This window comes from Chitinophaga terrae (ex Kim and Jung 2007) (genome assembly GCF_900107795.1).
GTDB lineage: Bacteria > Bacteroidota > Bacteroidia > Chitinophagales > Chitinophagaceae > Chitinophaga > Chitinophaga terrae.
This window is the reverse complement of the sequence record NZ_FNRL01000023.1, coordinates 46333-66221: the sequence shown is the minus strand read 5'-3', so window position 1 is coordinate 66221 and position 19889 is coordinate 46333. Positions and strand designations below refer to the sequence as shown.

At 44.5% G+C, this 19889-nt stretch carries 11 protein-coding genes; 8 read left to right on the top strand and 3 right to left on the bottom strand.

Going from position 1 to position 19889, the window contains the following annotated elements:
• Positions 1 to 25 precede the first annotated feature (25 nt).
• From BLV62_RS20935 to BLV62_RS20905, 7 genes are all read left to right on the top strand, one after another.
• Positions 26 to 2437 (top strand): efflux RND transporter permease subunit, encoded by a 2412-nt coding sequence (locus BLV62_RS20935; protein WP_089763966.1) that lies wholly within the window; start codon positions 26 to 28, stop codon positions 2435 to 2437.
• A 217-nt stretch (positions 2438 to 2654) separates the two neighbouring features.
• Positions 2655 to 3344: a hypothetical protein gene (locus BLV62_RS20930; RefSeq protein WP_089763964.1), complete on the top strand. Its 690-nt coding sequence runs from the start codon at positions 2655 to 2657 to the stop codon at positions 3342 to 3344.
• A gap of 500 nt (positions 3345 to 3844) precedes the next feature.
• Positions 3845 to 6937, top strand: a complete 3093-nt coding sequence (locus BLV62_RS20925; protein ID WP_168927938.1) for a SusC/RagA family TonB-linked outer membrane protein — start codon at positions 3845 to 3847, stop codon at positions 6935 to 6937.
• Positions 6938 to 6967: 30 nt separating this feature from the next.
• Positions 6968 to 8404, top strand: a complete 1437-nt coding sequence (locus BLV62_RS20920; RefSeq protein WP_089763960.1) for a RagB/SusD family nutrient uptake outer membrane protein — start codon at positions 6968 to 6970, stop codon at positions 8402 to 8404.
• Positions 8405 to 8749: 345 nt separating this feature from the next.
• Complete coding sequence (locus BLV62_RS20915) at positions 8750 to 11920, top strand: SusC/RagA family TonB-linked outer membrane protein (protein WP_089763958.1); 3171 nt, start codon at positions 8750 to 8752, stop codon at positions 11918 to 11920.
• Positions 11921 to 11941: 21 nt separating this feature from the next.
• Entirely contained in the window at positions 11942 to 13666 is a 1725-nt protein-coding gene (locus BLV62_RS20910; protein ID WP_089763956.1) for a SusD/RagB family nutrient-binding outer membrane lipoprotein, read from the top strand.
• A 32-nt stretch (positions 13667 to 13698) separates the two neighbouring features.
• On the top strand, positions 13699 to 14601 hold the full coding sequence (locus BLV62_RS20905; RefSeq protein ID WP_089763954.1) for a hypothetical protein: 903 nt from the start codon (positions 13699 to 13701) through the stop codon (positions 14599 to 14601).
• Between the two features lie 92 nt (positions 14602 to 14693).
• Here the strand turns inward: BLV62_RS20905 and BLV62_RS20900 are convergent, their stop codons facing one another.
• Entirely contained in the window at positions 14694 to 15854 is a 1161-nt protein-coding gene (locus BLV62_RS20900; protein WP_168927939.1) for a TlpA disulfide reductase family protein, read from the bottom strand.
• 38 nt (positions 15855 to 15892) lie between these two features.
• On the bottom strand, positions 15893 to 17341 hold the full coding sequence (gatB, locus tag BLV62_RS20895) for an Asp-tRNA(Asn)/Glu-tRNA(Gln) amidotransferase subunit GatB (protein ID WP_089763950.1): 1449 nt from the start codon (positions 17339 to 17341) through the stop codon (positions 15893 to 15895).
• 106 nt (positions 17342 to 17447) lie between these two features.
• Between gatB and BLV62_RS20890 the strand changes: the two genes are divergently transcribed.
• Positions 17448 to 18830 (top strand): aldehyde dehydrogenase, encoded by a 1383-nt coding sequence (locus tag BLV62_RS20890; protein WP_225889661.1) that lies wholly within the window; start codon positions 17448 to 17450, stop codon positions 18828 to 18830.
• A 24-nt stretch (positions 18831 to 18854) separates the two neighbouring features.
• On the opposite strand, the gene BLV62_RS20885 is transcribed toward BLV62_RS20890, so the two are convergent.
• Entirely contained in the window at positions 18855 to 19850 is a 996-nt protein-coding gene (locus BLV62_RS20885; protein ID WP_089763948.1) for a PDZ domain-containing protein, read from the bottom strand.
• Positions 19851 to 19889 lie beyond the last annotated feature (39 nt).

Genomic DNA, 19889 nt, shown 5'->3' with positions numbered 1-19889 from the left:
GCCCATTACCAAAATGGAAGTCCTTATGTGGCAACGGTTAGCCAGCTTTGTGCTAAAATTCAGATTATTATTACTTGTCCTGCTATTCATTAGTACCGGTATAATGGGGTACTTTGCCAGCAAAGTAGAGATGTCTTACGATTATGTGGCAACAATACCTACAGATAACCAGAAGTACATTGAGTTCCAGGAATTTAAAAAGAAGTTCGGTAGTGATGGTAACGTGTTGATGCTGGCCGTGCAAACAGATAAGTTTTTCCAGGCAGATTACTTCAGGGATTATGTGAAACTGAACCAGGATATGAAGAAGGTTTTCGCCGTGGAAAATATCATGAGCGTACCGATGGCCATCAACCTGGTAAAAAATGACAGCACACAAAAACTGGAGGCGCACCAGCTGTTCGCCGGTGATCTTTCCAACCAGCAAACCGTTGACAGCCTGGCTAACAAATTTTACCAGCTTCCTTTTTACAAAGGTTTACTCTATAACCCAGATAGCCATGCATACCTCATGGCTATTTACGTTAATAAGGATGTATTTAATTCCCCCAAACGTACCGGTGTAGTAAAAGAGATCACCAAACTGGCAAACGATTTCCAGGAGAAGCACCATTCAGAGGTCCGTTTAAGCGGCTTGCCACTGATAAGAACTGTGATGGCTACCAAAGTGGCGGATGAACTGAAGTTCTTCCTCAAGATATCGTTCCTCCTCACTGCCTTGATCCTGTTCTCCTTTTTCCGTTCATTCAGCGCAGTGATCATGTCGATGGTCGTGGTTGCGATCGGCGTGATCTGGTCCGTAGCTACAATCGTATTGTTCAAATACAAGATCACTTTGCTGACAGGTCTTATCCCTTCATTGATTGTAGTGATAGGGATACCTAACTGCGTGTATTTTCTCAGTAAGTACCACGCCGAATATGCAAAAGACCAGAATAAGTCGAGAGCGCTGGTACACATGATACAACGTATGGGTATTGTAACGCTGTTCACCAATATTACAGCGGCTATCGGTTTTGGCGTGTTCTGTTTTACGAACAGCGCTATCCTGAAAGAATTCGGTGCAGTGGCAGGATTAAATATCATGTTCATCTTCCTGATCTCATTTATTTTCCTGCCGGCAGTTTTAAGTTATTTGCCGCCGCCAAAAGCGAAACATACCAATTATCTCGAGAATAAATTCTTTAATTCAATACTCAGTTTGCTGACTACCCTGGTGTTCAAATATCGTCGCTGGGTCTATGGCGTGAGCGTTATTATGCTCATCCTGGCGGGAATAGGAATGAGCAAACTGCAGTCGGTAGGTTATATGCTCGACGATATTCCGCATACCGACAAACTGTATACAGATCTGAAATTCCTTGAAACGAACTTCAAAGGCGTAATGCCGCTGGAGATCGCAGTAGATACCAAAAGGAAGAATGGCGTGGTGAGTTTGCAGACCCTGAACAAGCTGGATGAACTTACCCAATTGATCGCTTCCCAGCCTGATTTTGGAAGGCCATTATCTGTGGTAGAAGGGATTAAGTTTGCGAAACAGGCTTACTATAACGGCGATAGTTCCAACTATGCAGTACCTAACCAGTTCGATCTTGGCTTCCTTGCGCCTTACCTGCGTATGAAAGGTGCGGCCAATGCAGGAGGAGATGCATCTACCTTCACCAAACTGGTTTCATCTTTTATGGATAGTACCAAGCAGGTTGCCAGGTTAAGTGTGAACATGAAAGATGTTGGATCTAAAAAGTTGCCGGAATTGTTGGACTCCTTACAACCCCAGGTTGCCAAAATATTTGATACGGCGCATTATAAAGTGACATTCACCGGTACCAGCGTTATCTTCCAGGAAGGTTCCCGTTTCATCATCAATGGGTTGATGGAAAGTATTATGTGGGCGTTCCTGCTGATCATGTTGTGTATGTTATACCTGTTCCGCAGCTGGAGGATGTTGCTGATATCGTTGATCCCTAACGTAATTCCGCTGGCTGTAACAGCCGGCGTGATGGGCTGGGCGGGCGTTGCCTTAAAGCCATCTACGGTACTGGTTTTCTCCGTTGCCTTGGGTATTGCGATTGATGTGACTATCAGGTTCCTGGTGAATTTCAAGCAGGAGTTGCCAAAGAATAATCTTGATATCAGTGCTACTGTAAAGCAAACCATCCACGAAACCGGTTTAAGTATCATCTATACATCAGCGATCCTGTTTGCAGGATTTATGATATTCAGTTTCTCAGGATTTGGCGGAACAAAAGCGTTAGGATGGCTAACTTCATTGACATTGGTAATGGCAATGATCACTAACCTGACTATTCTCCCGGCGTTGCTGTTATGGATGGAGAAAGCGTTGCTGAAGAAGGCGAGGAAGAAGGAATTATGGAATACGCTGGATGAAGAAAAGGATATTGATGTCGCGGAATTAGGTTTGAAGAACCGCGATTAGGCGGCAGTTTGATAAAAAATATCATAAAAAGGGCATAAGCAATTACCTGGCTTATGCCCTTTTTTAATTATTTAAAAAACATAAGAAATTCAGGTGCTTATAAGTCAATTGATCTAGTGGGAAGCGCTTAAATACTTGTATAGCCGTTTGTAAAAAATGAGCATATAATATAAGTAAAAAGTGAGAGGTTTATAATGCCATTCTAACCACATAGTTCATGAAAAATAAGTACTTAAAGGGTGCTCACTTATCTGAGCGCAAATTTAAGGAGATCTTGCGGCTGTTTGCCGATGATCTGACCGCCACACAGATTGCCAATATCAGTGGCGTGAGTAGGGTAACTATCAACAGTTATCTGAAGAAACTCAGACAACAGATTGCACGTTATTGCGAGACATTGCATCCCGTGCCTGCGCCTCTTCCCATTTATGAGCCAAGGCTCGCACTTTCAGTAGCAGACAACGATGGAGACACGCTGGTAGCTGTAAGAACAGAAGTTGAAAAGGTAGTAAAACCTGTCATCTTCGGTATTTGCAGAACTGGAGAACGAGTGCATACGGAGATCCTCCCGGATGTAACCCGCTCTATGATCCATGCTGCTACCAGGGGGCGTTCTGTCCTGGAAACCCAGGGCGCTGCCGAGCGTTTGCGTAAGTTCAACGGTGTAGTGGACCTGGGCCAATACCGGTTATACCGTTTAGGCCAGACATCCGATACGCACCAGATGGATGATGTAGACGCGTTCTGGGGTTTAACCAAGCATCGGCTGGCTAAGTTTAAGGGACTGAACAGGAATACGGCTTATTTGCATTTGAAAGAATGTGAATACCGGTTCAATAACAGGAACGAGGACTTGTTTAATGCCCTGATCGAGTTGTTAAAAACGTATCCGCTATCCTTGTCTTAAGATATAAGGCCTCACTTTAAGTGGGGCAACATTAATCTCGATTTAGATTTTGGTTGATGAGTACAGGCGGTAGTCTTGCCGCTTGTTTTATTTTCATTTTCTTACAAATTATTATTTTATTTTATTTGTTAACAGTATGTTAAAAGACTGTTATCCAAATGTTATCCGCAAATTTTCTGGCTTAACTTTTTGTTAAGAAAGTTTATATTTGAAGCCGATTGAAAATTTGCTAAGGAAACTGCTTATGAGAAGGAAGTTTACTACACTTTCGTGTGATTTATTGTATAAATCGCAAAAGTGTAGTAATCAATTTGCTTAATGAGAAAATTTACAGACTGAGAAATAGAAAGAAATCACTTGTCTGCCAACTCGCTGCCAACTCGACAGCCTAGTTTACCATTGTATTTTCGATTCATTTAACGGGAACCAAAATTTTTGAGGCTCAATGGGCCTTACGAATGCTTTTTTATTTTTTAGGTTAAGGAAACAAAATCATGCTTATGAGGAAAGTTCTATTTCTCCTCCTGTCCGTTCTATTCCTGGGCGGACAGGCTTTCGCGCAAAGCCGCACTGTAACAGGGAGAGTGACTGATGCCAAAGATGGCTCAGGTATTCCCGGTGCCACTATTCAAATTAAAGGCACCAGTAAAGGAACTGTTACGAATCCGGAAGGATCTTTCACTTTACAGGTTGATGGTAATGCCACTTTAGTATTTTCTTTCATCGGATACGAGCAGAAAGAAGTTCCGGTTGGCAACGCCTCTACTGTAAATGTTTCACTGAAAACAGACGCAAAAAGCCTGGAAGAAGTGATCGTAACAGGTTACACTGTAGAGAAGAAAGTAAATTCAACAATTGCTGCTTCTACTATCAGTGGTGCAAAGATCAACAACGTAGCCCTGCCTGATGTAAATCAGATGCTGCAAGGTAACGCTCCCGGTGTTGCTGTATCAACCAACTCCGGTCAGCCAGGTGCAAAAACAGAAGTTAGGATCCGTGGTGTGGGTTCTATCTCTGCAAGCAACGCACCCATCTATGTAGTAGACGGTGTTATCGTATCATCTGGCGACTTCACTCAGAACACTGCTACTTACGATGTGATCTCTTCTATCAACCCTGCCGACATCGAGAACATCACTGTACTGAAAGATGCTTCTGCAACTGCATTGTATGGTTCCCGCGGTTCTAATGGTGTGATCGTAATCACAACCAAGAGCGGTAAGAAAGGAGTGAACAAGATCAATTTCAATGCAAAGTATGGTGTTCAGAACCTGGCACGTACCATCCCGATGATGAATTCATCAGAATTGCTGCAGTATCAACGCGAAGCGATGAAAAATGCAACAAAAAATGATGGTACTCCTACTTTCACCGAAGCACAGATCCTGGCTAACCGCCCTGATTACCTGGCAGACATTAATACTGACTGGATGGATCTGGCTTTCCGCACAGGTAAAACCCAATCTTACGGTATCAACGCAAGCGGCGGTAACGAAAAAACTTTGTTCTACGCATCAGGCGATTACTTCAAACAAGATGGTATCCTGGTAGGATCAAACTTTAGCCGTTACAATGGCCGTCTGAACGTCGACCACAAATTCAACGACAAATTTGACCTGAGCTTTAAAGTGAACGGTTCTTATACCGATATGAGAAGTGCAAGTGCAGGTAACTCCTACTCTTCTCCGCTGATGGGCGCTCTGTCTAACGTTCCTTACATCCCGGCGTACGACGACAACGGTAACATTACCAATGGTTATATCGCTGGTCAGCCAGGCACTGTAGGTTGGGATCATTTCTCCAGCATCCCTAGCTCTTACCGTCCTGTTTTGCGTGGCGGTAACTTCCTGAGCACTGTTGCTAACAACTACAACAAGAGCAACACTGGTCAAACTGTGTTCAATGTTGCGTTAGGCTACAACATCATCGATGGTTTACGTTTTGTAGTTAAAGGAAGCGCTGAGATCACCAACATCCGTGAGAAACAATGGACTTCTCCAAACTCTTACGATGGCCGTAACTACAGCGGTTACCTCTACAACGTGAATACTAACATGGGGCTGTATACTACTCAGCAATTGCTGACTTACAACTTCACAGTGAAGAAAGATCATAGCTTCCGTTTATTGGCAGGTAACGAGTACTCTTTCTCTAACAGGGTATGGAACTACAGCGCTAAAAACGGTTTCCCTAGCCAGGCTTCACAAGTGCCGGATGCAGGTTCTACCTACTTCGATATGGCTGGTGATGAGCTGAACTATGCTTTCCAGGCTTTGATCGGTAAAGTAGACTACGATTATAAAAATAAATATTTCCTGAGCGGTAGCTACAGGAGAGATGGCTCCAGCCGTTTCCCTAAAGACAGCCGTTATGGTAACTTCTATTCAGTAGGTGCTGCATGGCGTATTATTGAAGAAGAATGGATGAAGAATGTTTCCTGGTTAAACGACCTGAAAGTTCGTTCAAGCTATGGTGTGATGGGTAACGCAGAAGGATTGGGCAACTATCCTTATCAGCCGCTGTACAGCCTCGTAGGTTCTTACGATGGTCAGTCAGTTGCTTACCTGAAACAACCTGCTAACCTGAACCTGAGCTGGGAAAAACAAAACCTGTTCGACGTAGGTATCGACGTAGCTGTATTGAACAGGCGTTTATATGGTAGCTTCGGATTCTATGACAAACGTTCTTCTGCATTATTGATGGAAAAACCAGTGTCTATGACCACCGGTTTCTCTACCATGACTATGAACGTTGGTAAAATGATGAACCAGGGCTTCGAGATCACCGTTGGTGGCGTACCTGTTCAGACTAAAAACTTCCAGTGGACTTCCGACCTGAACTTCGCTACACTGAAGAATAAGGTATTATCACTGGGCGGCGACCAGGCTATTCCTTCCGGTACCCGTCAGAGAATTGAAGTGGGTATGCCTTTCGGTTCCTGGTACATGCCTATCTGGGCTGGCGTAAATCCTGAAACCGGTGCTGCACAATGGATCGGTGCTGACGGCAAACCAACTTCCGTTTACACAGAAGCTGTAAGACAATATGCTGGTCAGTTACTGCCTAAGATCACCGGCGGTTTCACCAACAAATTCAACTATAAAGACTTCGATCTTTCTGTGTTCATCACTTTCAGCGCTGGTAACAAAGCATACAACTCAAACCGCGCTAACCTGGAAAGCGATGGTGGTAATACTACCGGCAACCAGGCTAAAGATGCACTGGATCACTGGCAGAAACCAGGCGATATCTCCGACAGGCCTAAAGTTATCTGGGGTAACGGATCTGGCTCTACCAGCTCTTCCACTCGTTTCTTAGAAGATGTTTCTTATGCGAAACTGAGAAATGTACAATTAGGCTATAACCTGCCTAAATCCCTGCTGAGAAGAACCAAACTTCAAAACTTAAGAGTATATGCACAGGCAGAAAACCTGTACACGCTCACTAAGTACAAAGGATGGGATCCTGAGATCAACACTAACCCTGCTCCTCCTACCAGCACGGCTAACGTGGCTGTGTCTAACGCAGGTACTGATTTCTACCGTTATCCAACAGCCAGGGTAATTACATTCGGTATCAATGTGGGTCTGTAATTGAGTAAAACAAAAATTTAAGAATCGATTATGTTTAAATATTCTAAACTTTCCATATTGGCTTTGGCTACTGCCGGAATGTTTTCTGCTTGCAGCAAACTGGACCAGGACCCACAGTCATCACTGAGCGATAAAGATGCAGTAACGGAAGCGAATGCACGTATTCTCGCCAACGGTATGTACTCACGCATGCAAGCCCTCGAATATTATGGTCGCGATTTCATGATCGTTACTGATCTCGGAGGTATTGACATGAAGATCACTTCCCAGAACTCTAACAGGTTCCTGAGCGAGTTCCAGGTAATGTATGCTCCGTTGGTTGCTCCGCAAACCAACACTTTCCTGAATGCTTACCGCGTGGTGAACCAGGCAAATGTGATCATTAACAAACTGCCTGAAACCAGCAATACGTCTGCAATCCGTGGCGAGGCTTACTTCATGCGCGCGCTGGCCAACTTCGACCTGGCAAGAAGATACACCAGGCCTTATACTAACCGCGGCGCTGTTAAAGCCGGCTTAACTGCTCCTAATACAGGTATTGCCCTGGTTACTGAGTCGCTGGATAAACCAGATACTTATAAACCTAAGCGCAGCACACTGGAAGAAACTTATGCGGCTATTATCGCTGATCTGAAAGTGGCACAACAAAAAGCGCCAGCAGGTAAATCCGAAGGCGGCGCTGCAAGTATTTTCAAAGGAAACCGCGATGCAGCTACTGCACTGTTAACTCGTGCATACCTGTATAAAGGCGACTGGAAAAATGTAATTACCGAAGCCAACAAACTGGTTGATAAATATGATCTGTATGAAGCCAGCCAGGTAGCTGATATCTTCAATGCAGATGGTGCAACATCAGAAGAAATATTTTCTGTTCGTAACACTGTCAACAATGGTTTAGGCGCCAATAACTTTGGTTATATGTATGTGCCTGCTGCCAATGGCGGATATGGCGATATCAGGTTAACCGATGCTTTCATGGCGTTGCTGGATAAAAAAGATGCGCGTCTTGGCCAGGTGCTGGTTGCTGATAATGGCGCAAACAATTACCTGATGAAATTTTCCGGTAACAAAGCGCAAGGTCAGGTAGGCCTGGTGAATGTACGGGTGCTGAGGATCAGCGAAGTGCTGTTAAACCGTGCTGAAGCTTATGCGGAAGATGGCAATCTCGTTGCTGCTGTTGCTGATGTTAATAAACTGAGAGCAAAACGCGGACTGGATCCATTTGTAGGTGTTGATAAAACTGCTGTCCTGGCAGAGATCAGCAAACAAAGAAGACTGGAACTGGTGGGTGAAGGATTTGGTATGACCGACCTCTTCCGTAAGAACGGAACACGCGAGATCCCGGATGCAAATGCATTGAAGTCTAAAGTTGTTGGACCAGAAGATCCATATGTTGCTTATCCTATTCCTCAAACAGAAATGGATACCAACCCTAATATGGTTCAAAACCCGGGATACAATAAGTAATCATTCCTGTTCAATAAAACTCGGGAGGCTATACGTTCGTATAGCCTCCTTTTTTTGTTAGTTATCCTCCTCTTTCTTTCTCAAAATTTTTTTAAGCGAGTTCTTTATAAATAGAGATAAAAAAAATATAGCCACTGCTATCCTATTTCTCAACAATTCCAAATCTTTAGGTGTTATTTAGCTATTATTTAACAAATATGTAGAATTTCAGATATCGTAAATATTATTAATTGAATGTCAATCATTTATCCATTATTTTAATTTTTTATTCTTTTTATTTATCGTAATTTAATTCTTGTTAACTGCTTTAGTCAAATCAACTAGTCAAATCAAAATCAGTCGCTTATGAAAAAAGAGCTACTACTATGGCTGTTTTTATGCTGCGGCGTTCTCAACGCATTTGCGCAGTCCCGAACGATTAGCGGAAAGGTTACAGACGCAAAAGACGGGTCAGCTCTGCCTGGTGTAACTGTCGTAGTTAAAGGCACAAACAAAGGAGCAATGACCTCCGGAGAGGGCACTTACAAGCTTAATAACATTGCCGATGGTGAAACGCTGGTGTTTTCTTTTATCGGGTATGTCACTAAGGAAGTTCCTATTGGCCCGGGCAACACGATCGATGTTACCCTGGAAGCTGATAAAAAACAATTAGGTGAGGTGGTGGTAACTGCCGTGGGTTTGAAACGTAACGAAAACGCACTCGGTTACTCCGTAGCCACAGTAAAACCAGACCAGATCCTTCAAAAATCAGAGCCGGATATGTTAAAAGGGCTGCAGGGTAAAGTTGCGGGTGTTGATATCCGTACTTCCCAGGGTACTCCCGGCGCCGCAACCCGCATACAGATCCGCGGTAACACTTCGTTCTTCGGAAGTAACGAACCGTTGATCGTGGTAGATGGAATTCCTTACAATAATGATCAGATATCTACTTCCAACCAGACCTCCGGTGGGGGCGCCTACGGAAGTGGTTTATCTTCTCTTGACCCGAACGATATTGCCAGCATGACGGTACTGAAAGGCGCCGCCGCCGCTGCATTATACGGTTCCAGGGCTTCTAACGGCGCGATCATTATCACTACCAAATCCGGTAGCGCATCGATAGGCCGAAGGAAAATGGAAGTTAGTTATTCCAGTTCTATCGCTTTAGAAACGATCAACAGCTATCCTGAATACCAGAACGATTATGGTACAGGTAGTGCATTTACCTATAACCCGGCATCCAACGGTTCCTGGGGCGCTGCTTTCAAATCGGTGGATTCAGTGAAGGTTTGGGCTGATTACTTCAAATACTATCCTGAATTATTTCCGGCCTCTGGTAACATGAAATACGAGGCAGTTCCGAATAACGTAAAAGACCTATTCAGAACAGGGTTCTTGTCTGAAAACTCTGTTTCAGTAAATGGAGGAAATGAAAAATCAGCTTTAAGCGCCACTGCATCTTACCTAAGCCAGAATGGCTATGTACCGCATTCTGATTTTAATAGGGCCAGCATGGCCATTGGTGGTGTCACCAGGTTGACAAACGGATTAACCGTTAACGGTAACTTCAGCTACAGTACCAGCAATCAGGCAGGCAGTACCTTCGGTGAGAACCAGGTAACCGGCGCAACTTCTTCCTTTGCCCGTAACCTCTTCCTGGGAAGAAACTGGAACCTGGCAGGCTTGCCATATCAATCGCCCGATGGCAAACCTATTTCCACTAACAGTGCGCAGTACGATAACCCGCTTTGGGCTTTCCTGCATAATACTGTAAATACGGCAACAGACAGGTATGTAGCCGGTCTGAAATTTAACTATGATAACATTACCCCATGGTTTAGCGCCAGCTACCAGATAGGTACCAATGCCCAGAATTTCCTGCGTAAAGAAGTAGTGGATATAGGATCAAGGGGTTCTGAAGGTGTTGGACAGATCATACAACAAAACTACCGCTTTACTGAAATTGAGTCCAACCTGATTGGTACCTTCACGCCGAAATTCAGGAATGAAGATTTTGGATTCAAAGGTATTATTGGTCATAACGTTAACCAACGTACGACGAAATCGCAGATCTTTACCGGTAAGAATATAGTGGCTCCAGGTGTTTACTCTCTCAGCAACACCAAAAGTGTACTTCCTACAGAGGATGTCTTCAGGCGCAGGAGACTCTGGGGCATTTTTGCAGAGATCGACCTGGATTATAAGAAATGGTTATTCCTGAATATCACAGGCCGTAACGATTGGTCTTCCACGCTGCCTAAAAGCAATCGTAGTTACTTCTATCCTAGTGTGAGCGCGAGCTTTATATTCACAGAAGCGTTGAAGATGGACAGTAAGGTGCTGACATTTGGTAAGATAAGGGCAGGTTGGGCAAAAGTGGGCCGCGATGCAGACCCTTATCAATTAGCTAATACATTTAATGTTAATGCCGCTTTCCTTGGCCAGTCTGGTGCGTCACAGTACCCTACTGCGGGTAACAAAGAACTGAAACCAGAGTTCACACAAGACTTTGAAGTGGGTACCAACCTCGAATTCTTTGATCGACGAATTACACTTGATTTTGCTTGGTATACACGTACCTCAACTAATCTGATTGCCCCACTAACACTTCCATCTTCGTCCGGTTTTACACGGGTTATTGATAACTATGGTAAACTTTCCAACAAAGGTATAGAAGTAGACCTGGGTTTTATTCCTGTTAGAAACGAAAACCTTACCTGGAGTTTCCACTGGATCTTTACAAAGAACCGCAGTATAGTTAAAGAGTTGAAAGAAGGTGTAGAAAGATTGGAACTCAATGGTGTATTAGACGAAATGAGTCCATATCTTGAAGCAGGCAAACCTTATGGCTATTTGCGTGGTACTTACAACGCGCGCGACGACCAGGGCAACCTGCTGATAGATCCTTCAACCGGTTTGCTGATCCGGGCATTGGATCAGAAAATGGTTGGTGATCCTAACCCGGACTTTAAAACTGGTTTGAGTACAACGCTGAACTATAAAGGTTTTTTCCTGAGTGCGTTATTCGACCTTACAAGAGGGGGTGATATCTACTCAGTAACCGTAAGTTCTTTACTTGGTCGTGGGGTTACCCTCGATACAAGAGATCGTGAGAAGCTCATCGTGATCCCAGGATATTACGGGGATCCTAATTCTCCGGGGACCCCATTGTTAGACAGTAAAGGCCAGAAGATACCAAACAATACCCAGATCAGTTTATTTGAAAGCTATTTTGGAGAGACGTTCGCTATTAACTCGGCAACAGAGTGGAATGTATATGATGCCACTGTTTACACATTCCGTGAGTTAAGCATAGGATATGATTTCCCTAAAAACTGGTTTAATAAGACACCGATCGGAGGGTTGACCCTTTCCTTTACTGGCCGTAATCTTTGGTTCTATGCGCCTGGGATGCCAAAGTATACCCACTTCAATCCTGAAGTCGGAAGTTTTGGCTCAACCAATACTCAAGGTATTGAATTGTCTGGCGCTCCAACCACCCGCAGATTCGGCGCTAACCTGAAAGTGACATTCTAATTCACGAAAACTATTGAACCGATGAAAAGATTAAGCTATATACTCCTAGTCACGTTTGCTGCCATGGTTGGCTGTAAAAAGGGATTCCTGGATATTAATACGGATCCGAACAATCCTACTGTTGCTTCCTTGCCGCAGTTGTTAGTAGCGGCTGAACAGGGCCTGGCTTACGACCTAGGATTTACTAACGATAACCGCGGTGCAAGAGGTTTAACAGAGGTATTATCTGTTTACATGCACCAGGTAACTGTGCGCGAATCACAGGACCAGTACGGCGCAACTGGAACCCAGTTCGATATAAATAACGCCTGGAGCGATTTTTACAGTGCCCAGGGAGTAAACTCGTCTGCCGATTATATCGGGTTCCTCGAAAATGTTGAAGTAATGATCAGACAGGCAGATGCGTCCAATAGCCACACTTATGCTGGCATAGGCCGCGTATTGAAAGCTTATGGGTTTAGTCAGTTTGTAGACGCTTTTGCAGATATTCCTTTTTCTGAGGCAAATAAATTTTCTACTGAAGTTTTACGTTATCCAAAGTTTGATAAAGGACAGGATATCTATCCTGAACTCTTCAAGCTACTAGACCAGGCAATTGGAGATCTTTCTGCTACCAGTGGCAACCAGATAGCTCCAACGACCGATGACCTGTTTTATGGCGGCAGCCGGGATTCCTGGATAAGGTTAGCTAATACCATTAAACTGAAACTCTATAATCAAATAAGGTTAACTACCAATGTTTCCGCCCAAGTTACTGCTTTAGTGAATGGAGGGAAACTGATTAGTGGCTGGGATAACAGCTTTATGATGAAGTATGGAAAAAGTCCGTCGCCTGACGACAGGAATCCGGGTTTTAGTGAATATTTTGCCACCCAGAAGTCACACTATCAAAGCCCCTGGTTCTACGAGATAATGAAAGGTTATAATCCAAGGATCTTCACCGGTATCGTCGATCCGCGTATTCCATACTATTTTTATACACAAAATAAAGTGGATGCACCTTCAGCCGGTGGGGGGACCGATTATCGCGATAGCGCTTTTATATCCATCTACTTTGGTTCAACAGGCCCAAACAGGGATAGGTCTCAGGACGGCAGTATGACCGTTTTTGGAATTTACCCTGTTGGAGGCCGTTACGACCAGGGAGATCATATTGTAGTAAATGCTTCGAGTGGTACAGGAGCAGCTCCGTTACGCTTACTTACTTACGCGGATGTGTTGTATATCGAGGCGGAGTTAATGAATGCTGGCGTATTGGCTGGGGATGCACGAGCTACATTGAGAGCCGCCATTCTGGAGTCCTTTAACCAGGTAGACCAGGTAGTGAACCTTGCCAATGGCGGTCAATCTATTCCTAAACTGGCAGGGACATCAGATGTGGCGTATGCTAATAAGATTATGGGAGTATACGACGCCGGGTCAACCGCCCGTAAACTGGAGGTAATCATGACTCAGAAGTGGATTCAAAGCTTCGGCTTTAGCTGCGATCAATACACTGATTACAGAAGAACGGGTTACCCAATCTTGTTCGATCCGGGTAATCCTCAGCAAGCGCCGGGAGGTTTTGTACAACCGCCTATCAATGGTGATCCTTCCAGACCTGGAGTGCCTCAGCCCAAAGTAAGGGTGGTTGCTTCGCGAAAATATCCTTTATCCCTCCCTTGGCCGGCCAATGAGCTAAATGTAAATCCAAATGCCCCTGCTCAGAAACAACCCGATACGTATCCCGTTTTCTGGGATAAATAGTAATAGTATTTATGCAATTTAAAAGAGATTCTATGAAGAAGATAATAATAGGTTCATTGATATTATTCACCGTAGTCACGGGTTTTTATGGTTGCCGGAAAAACGACAACCCTAAACTTCCGGAGGGAATAGAAACCGGTGTCTTTCCAAAACTGACACAGGATCCGGCCGGAGATGAGTTAATACAGGATGTAAATAGCTTTTCCACTGCATTTACATTGGATGTATTTTATCCTAAACCACTTCCTCAGAAAATGGATGTACGGGTGGTAATGAACGACGATTATACTAATGTAAAAACACTGAAAGCTGATGTAACAAGTTTTCCCACAAAGATCACTGTTACCGGTCCTCAGTTGGCGCAGCTTTTCGGATTAACTCCGGATCAGGTAGAAATTGATGATCAGTTCACTATTTCTCCTGACATAACCCTCCAAAGTGGGAAGCTTTTAACAGCATTCGCTTACGGAGTAAATGGTACTGATACCTTCAATCTTGCTCCTTATGGCGGAGATGCTTTGAATACTCCAGGGGCCAATACTATACTTACTTACAAAAAGGTATGTACCTTGAATATTGACAGTCTTTCAAATGTAAAGGGAGGCGGTGCTATGATCCTTGATGATCCTGATGTGTTGGAATCGAGCTATCCGGTTACTTTGACAAAAGAAAATGATTCTACCATTAGAATTAATAACTACGCTACAGTACCGGGAGCCATATTGAAACTAAAAATTATCCAGAAATCGCAAACCATCGTGATCGATAAACAAGCTATTGCCCCTTCATTTCCTGGTTACCCCTACCACAACTGGGTAGCCAAGGGAACAGGCACTATTAACGCCTGCGATAACTCTATGACTTTGAAAGTTAGTTTCTCCGTGGATGAAGGCGCTTTTGATCCGGTTACTCAAACAATTAAAAGACCGGAATAGATAAGGGAATCCAAAATTCTGAAATTGATAATAAAGCAAAGGAGTGAAGACTATCTTCGCTCCTTTGCTTTATTATCTTTTATTGAATAATATTACTTAATCACTTCCTTTAACTTCGCTTCCAGGGCCGGTCCGCGCAAGCCAATTGCAATGATCTTACCCTGCGGATCTAACAACATGTTAGTAGGGATAGCATTGATGCCATAAAGGCTCACTACCGCTGCATCCCATTGTTTCAGATCACTTACATGCGTCCAGGTTAAGCCGTCGTCTTTAATTGCCTGCAACCATTTGTCTTTGGATTTATCCAGGGAAACACCCAGTACAGTGAAATTCTTATTCTTAAACTGGTTGTAAACACTCACCACGTTAGGGTTTTCCTGGCGGCAAGGTCCGCACCAGCTGGCCCAGAAATCAACCAATACAAACTTGCCTTTGAAAGAACTTAAGCTAACATTTTTACCGCTTACATCCGGCAGGGTGAAATCTTTCGCTACCTCGCCTACTTTCATACCCGATGGAGTATCTGCATCTGCACTGCCAGCATCGCTGGTAGCTCCTGCTTTTTCCAGTTCCGCGATCTTGCTGGTCATACTTTTTACCAGCGTGTTTTTAGGGAAGCGGGTAGTAAGATTGGTAAGCACTTGTTTATGTGCCATAAATTCTTCGCCGTTCCTTACCTGGCTTAATGCAAATACTGCGTTAGCAGGATTTTTTGTTTTATCGGCCAGTATGAAGAAACCATTTTCGAAATCTTTTTCCTTTTGCTGGAACGCAGCTACCTGCGGCTGGAACAGGCTATCAGGCATTGTGCCATGCAGGCTGTCGAGCCTTCTCATTTCTTCAGTAAGAACGATAGACTGTGCACTGATATCTTTCATGAACTGCTGTAACTCGGTAGTAGCTTCAGAACCGCTGAATTTCATCTCGTCGGGCTTGTTCAGGTCACCTTCAATTTTCATGGTTCCTGCATCGAGCGACAGCAATATAAATTTATTGTTAGGGAATACAACGCGATATAACCCCTGTTCCGGAACACTTCCTTTTAAAGTGAATTTGCCACTGGCATCTTTAACAGTAGTTGAATCTACTACTTTAACATTATCCAGCGTTAATTCTTCTAATACTACCGGGCCAACAGGCGCGTTACTCAGGTGCCCTTCAATTTTGAACTCTCCTTTTTCTGATTGAGTATTACAACCTATTCCTGCTATCAGGAGGCCGGCAGCAAACCACAGTAAGACTTTTTTCATGGATTTATTTTTAACATTCATCAAGACCTATGCAATAATTAACTTTTCAATCTTTCGGCCAGCAACTCGTTAGTGAGTCTTGGATCTGCCTTGCCTTTAGAGAGTTTCATCACTTCTCCTACAAACAACGACATCAATCCTTTTTTTCCGCCTTTGAAAGCGGCTACTTTATCCGGGTACTTTGCCAATACTTCGTCGATGATCGGCGTAATATTATCTGCGTTGTTATCCTGGAGGAGATTTAACCTGGTGGCTATTCCCAGGGGATCGCCAGGTTCGGCTATCATTGCCGGCAATATCCGTGAAGAAGCAATGGAGAAACTCACTTTTCCTGCGTCTACCAATTCTATCAGCGCCGCTAAAAGCGCCGGTGAAACGGGGAATTGAGAGATATCTTTCCCTTGTTCGTTCAGCCATGATTTAACCGGGCCGGATACCCAGTTCGATGCAGCCTTGTAATGGGAAGTTGCTTTTATTACCTCTTCAAAATAGGCGGCTGTGGCTTTATCATCGCAGATCACTCTTGCATCATATTCGGTTAAGCCATATTGCATGGTATACCGTTCTATCAACTCTTCAGGCAATGCAGGAAGAGATGCTTTGATCTGCGCTATAAATTCATCGCTGAGGTGGAAAGGGGCCAGGTCCGGTTCCGGGAAGTAACGATAGTCATTCGCTTCTTCCTTGGAACGCATAGAGAAGGAGCTGCCTGTTGCAGCATCGAAGCTACGTGTTTCCTGGATAATGGTTCCGCCACTTTCAATGATATCTATCTGTCTTTTAACTTCTACTTCTATTGCTTTTTTAACACTACGGATAGAGTTCATGTTCTTTACTTCTACCTTGGTACCCAATGTAGTGCTGCCTTTCAACCTTACAGAGATGTTGGCGTCGCATCTCATACTGCCTTCTTCCATGTTGCCGTCGCATACTTCCAGGTAACGAACAAGGCGCCGCATTTCAGTCAGGTAAGCATAAGCTTCATCGCCGCTGTGCAGATCCGGTTCGGAAACGATTTCAACGAGCGGCACCCCCGCCCTGTTCAGGTCTACATAGCTGTATTGAGGGTCCTGGTCGTGCAGCAGTTTGCCGGCGTCTTCTTCCAGGTGGATGCGGTTCAGTTTTACTGTGCGGGTGCCTGCATCCGTACTGATGGTCAGGTAACCATTTTTACAGATAGGAGCCGTATGTTGAGATATCTGGTACCCTTTCGGAAGATCTGGATAGAAATAGTTTTTACGGGCGAAGTAATTGTCTTTCTCAATATCGCAGTGGCAGGCAAGGCCAAGTTTAATGGCGTATTCGGCCGCTTTGCGGTTCATCCGGGGCAAAGTTCCCGGGTGTCCCATAGTAATGGCACTGATATGTGTATTGGGCGCGCCGCCAAAGGCTGCGCTATCGCTGCAGAATAATTTACTTTCGGTAAGCAACTGGGCATGTACTTCCAACCCGATCACTGTTTCATATTTGCTGTATATATCGCTCATATATCCATACTGATTCCCACAAATATATTCAAATAATACCGGGATTTCAGGCTATTCGCTCCCAATAAATCCATAAATTGGGATAGATACCAATAAATTTTCACCTATGATCAATATGGCCCAGGTAACTCAGCTCTATCAGGCGCAACAGAAGTACTTCCTTTCCGGCGCCACGCTGCCTTATGCTTTCAGGAAACAGCAGCTGAAAAAGCTGAAAAAAGGGATTAAGCAGTACGAGGAGAAGATATTGGCGGCCTTGCATGCAGATCTGCGTAAACACCCGGTGGAAGCTTATGGCAGCGAAGTAGGATTTTTATATGAGGAAATTAACTATATGCTCGATAACCTTAAAGCCTGGATGCAACCTGAGGTGGTAAGTTCCCCTCTTGTAACCTATCCAAGCAGCAGCAGGGTGTATAAACAGCCATTAGGGCTTACCCTCATTATCGGGCCATGGAACTACCCTTTCATGTTGCTTATCAGTCCCTTATTAGGCGCTATCGCCGGCGGCAACTGCGCTGTGATCAAACCTTCCGAACTGGCGCCCAAAACCGCCGCTATAACGGCGGAACTGATAAAAAGTATTTTTGATCCCGCATATATCACCGTAATAGAAGGAGACGGAGCCGAGGTGATCCCCCTGCTGATGCAGCAACGTTTTGATCATGTGTTCTTTACAGGCAGCATCCCTGTTGGCAAAAAGATCATGGAAATGGCCGTACCTAACCTGACGCCTGTAACACTGGAACTGGGAGGGAAGTCGCCATGCCTGGTAGACCAGCATGTGAACATCAATGTGGCGGCGAAACGTATCGTCTGGGGAAAATTCTGGAATGCAGGCCAAACCTGTGTGGCGCCGGATTACATCCTGGTACATCAGTCGGTTAAACAGGCGTTGATAGATGCCATGAAAGCGGCTATAACACAGTTTTTTGGAGAAGACCCCGCTAAAAGCCCCGATTATGCACGGATGATCAATGCAAAAAGGTTCGACGTGGTAAAAGGCTACCTGGAAGAAGGGCATGTTGTACACGGAGGACAAACCGACAGGGAACAGCTGTACATTGAGCCTACCATCCTGGACGATGTTGACTGGTCGGAACCCCTCATGCAGGAGGAGATCTTCGGACCTGTTTTGCCGGTACTGGCCTACCACGAACTATCGCAGGCCATAGAAGCCATCCGGCAGCATCCTTACCCGCTGGCCTTGTACGTATTTACCAAAAGGAAGAAAGTGGAAAGAATGGTGATAGAGCAACTGCGGTTCGGAGGCGGATGCATAAATAACACGATGGTACACCTGACGAATCCGGATCTGCCCTTTGGCGGACAAGGATATAGCGGGATGGGCAGGTATCATGGGAAATACAGTTTCGATACTTTTACACATCTCAAAGGCATGCTTAAAACCGCTACCTGGCTGGATGTTCCTATCAAATACCCTCCTTTCGGAAAAAAACTGAAGATGATCAAACAGATAATGAAATAAAAAAAGCCGGCGAACCGGCTTTTTCTATAGGTCTGCTTTATGAAGTTTCTTCGGCACCTGGACGGTTAATGATTCAGTTTTCCCGTTTCGTTTAACCTTTGCCGTTATCTCGTCCTTTTCCTGGTTATCTTTATAGATCCTGGACAGATCGCCGGCCGATTTAACACTCTTTCCTTCCAGTTCAACAACAATATCCTCTTTCTGGAAACCAGCTTTTTCAGCAGGAGAATCTGCAGTTATACCAATTACTTCTGCGCCTTCTGCATTTCTTGTATCCTGTACCTGCAGGCCTAATTTCGGATCATCATCTGTCCAATTAAACCAGTTGTTGAAACCATCGCCTCCTCTCCTGAAACCACCGCCCGGAGGGAAAGCAAAAGCCCTAGGGTTGCCTGGGAAAATACCCAGGTCCTCAGCATTTAATGCCTTGCGTTCGCCAAGCGTAACAGCCACCTTATCGGATTTACCATTACGCTGGTAAGAAACGGTTACCTTGTCGTCCGGCTGGTATTCACTGATCTTTTCAAATAATTCCTGTGGCTCATCTATCTGGTCGTCGTCCACAGCAGTAATGATATCGCCTGGTTTCAGGCCGGCTTTTTCGGCAGGCGTGCCTTTTCCTACAGTTTTGATGGTAACACCGTTAGCCGCTTTCTTTTCGGTGATCACCCCCAGCACAGCTTTCGGAACGATCTCATCTGCTTCATCAGCGTCCGGTCCTCCGAAGTTCCTGAAGTTATTATTGAAATTGAAAGTGTTGCCATTTCTTGGAACGATCTTTCTTCTGAACACGGAAATACCGGGATCGGAGTACTGATCCAGTTTTTTACCATCTACCAGCACTTCGCCATCCTTGATCTCAACTGTTACTTTAGCGTCTTTGGCATTTTTGTGCTTGATCACAATTTCATCAAACTCGCCAAGCTGCGTTTTTTGTTTACTCTTGGTTTGTGCATATGTCGGATCAGGTAAAAGAAATATAAAACCTGCCAACGATAGAAGTTGCAATAACCTGGTCATATCACAAAAAAATTTTGTTTAAGTAAAAATCAACTATGG

Bases quoted from the DNA above. Each gene is read 5' to 3' on its own strand.
- BLV62_RS20935 (WP_089763966.1), top strand. From the start codon at position 26: ATGTGGCAACGGTTAGCCAGCTTTGTGCTAAAATTCAGATTATTATTA.
- BLV62_RS20930 (WP_089763964.1), top strand. From the start codon at position 2,655: ATGAAAAATAAGTACTTAAAGGGTGCTCACTTATCTGAGCGCAAATTT.
- BLV62_RS20925 (WP_168927938.1), top strand. From the start codon at position 3,845: ATGAGGAAAGTTCTATTTCTCCTCCTGTCCGTTCTATTCCTGGGCGGA.
- BLV62_RS20920 (WP_089763960.1), top strand. From the start codon at position 6,968: ATGTTTAAATATTCTAAACTTTCCATATTGGCTTTGGCTACTGCCGGA.
- BLV62_RS20915 (WP_089763958.1), top strand. From the start codon at position 8,750: ATGAAAAAAGAGCTACTACTATGGCTGTTTTTATGCTGCGGCGTTCTC.
- BLV62_RS20910 (WP_089763956.1), top strand. From the start codon at position 11,942: ATGAAAAGATTAAGCTATATACTCCTAGTCACGTTTGCTGCCATGGTT.
- BLV62_RS20905 (WP_089763954.1), top strand. From the start codon at position 13,699: ATGAAGAAGATAATAATAGGTTCATTGATATTATTCACCGTAGTCACG.
- BLV62_RS20900 (WP_168927939.1), bottom strand. From the start codon at position 15,854: ATGAAAAAAGTCTTACTGTGGTTTGCTGCCGGCCTCCTGATAGCAGGA.
- gatB (WP_089763950.1), bottom strand. From the start codon at position 17,341: ATGAGCGATATATACAGCAAATATGAAACAGTGATCGGGTTGGAAGTA.
- BLV62_RS20890 (WP_225889661.1), top strand. From the start codon at position 17,448: ATGATCAATATGGCCCAGGTAACTCAGCTCTATCAGGCGCAACAGAAG.
- BLV62_RS20885 (WP_089763948.1), bottom strand. From the start codon at position 19,850: ATGACCAGGTTATTGCAACTTCTATCGTTGGCAGGTTTTATATTTCTT.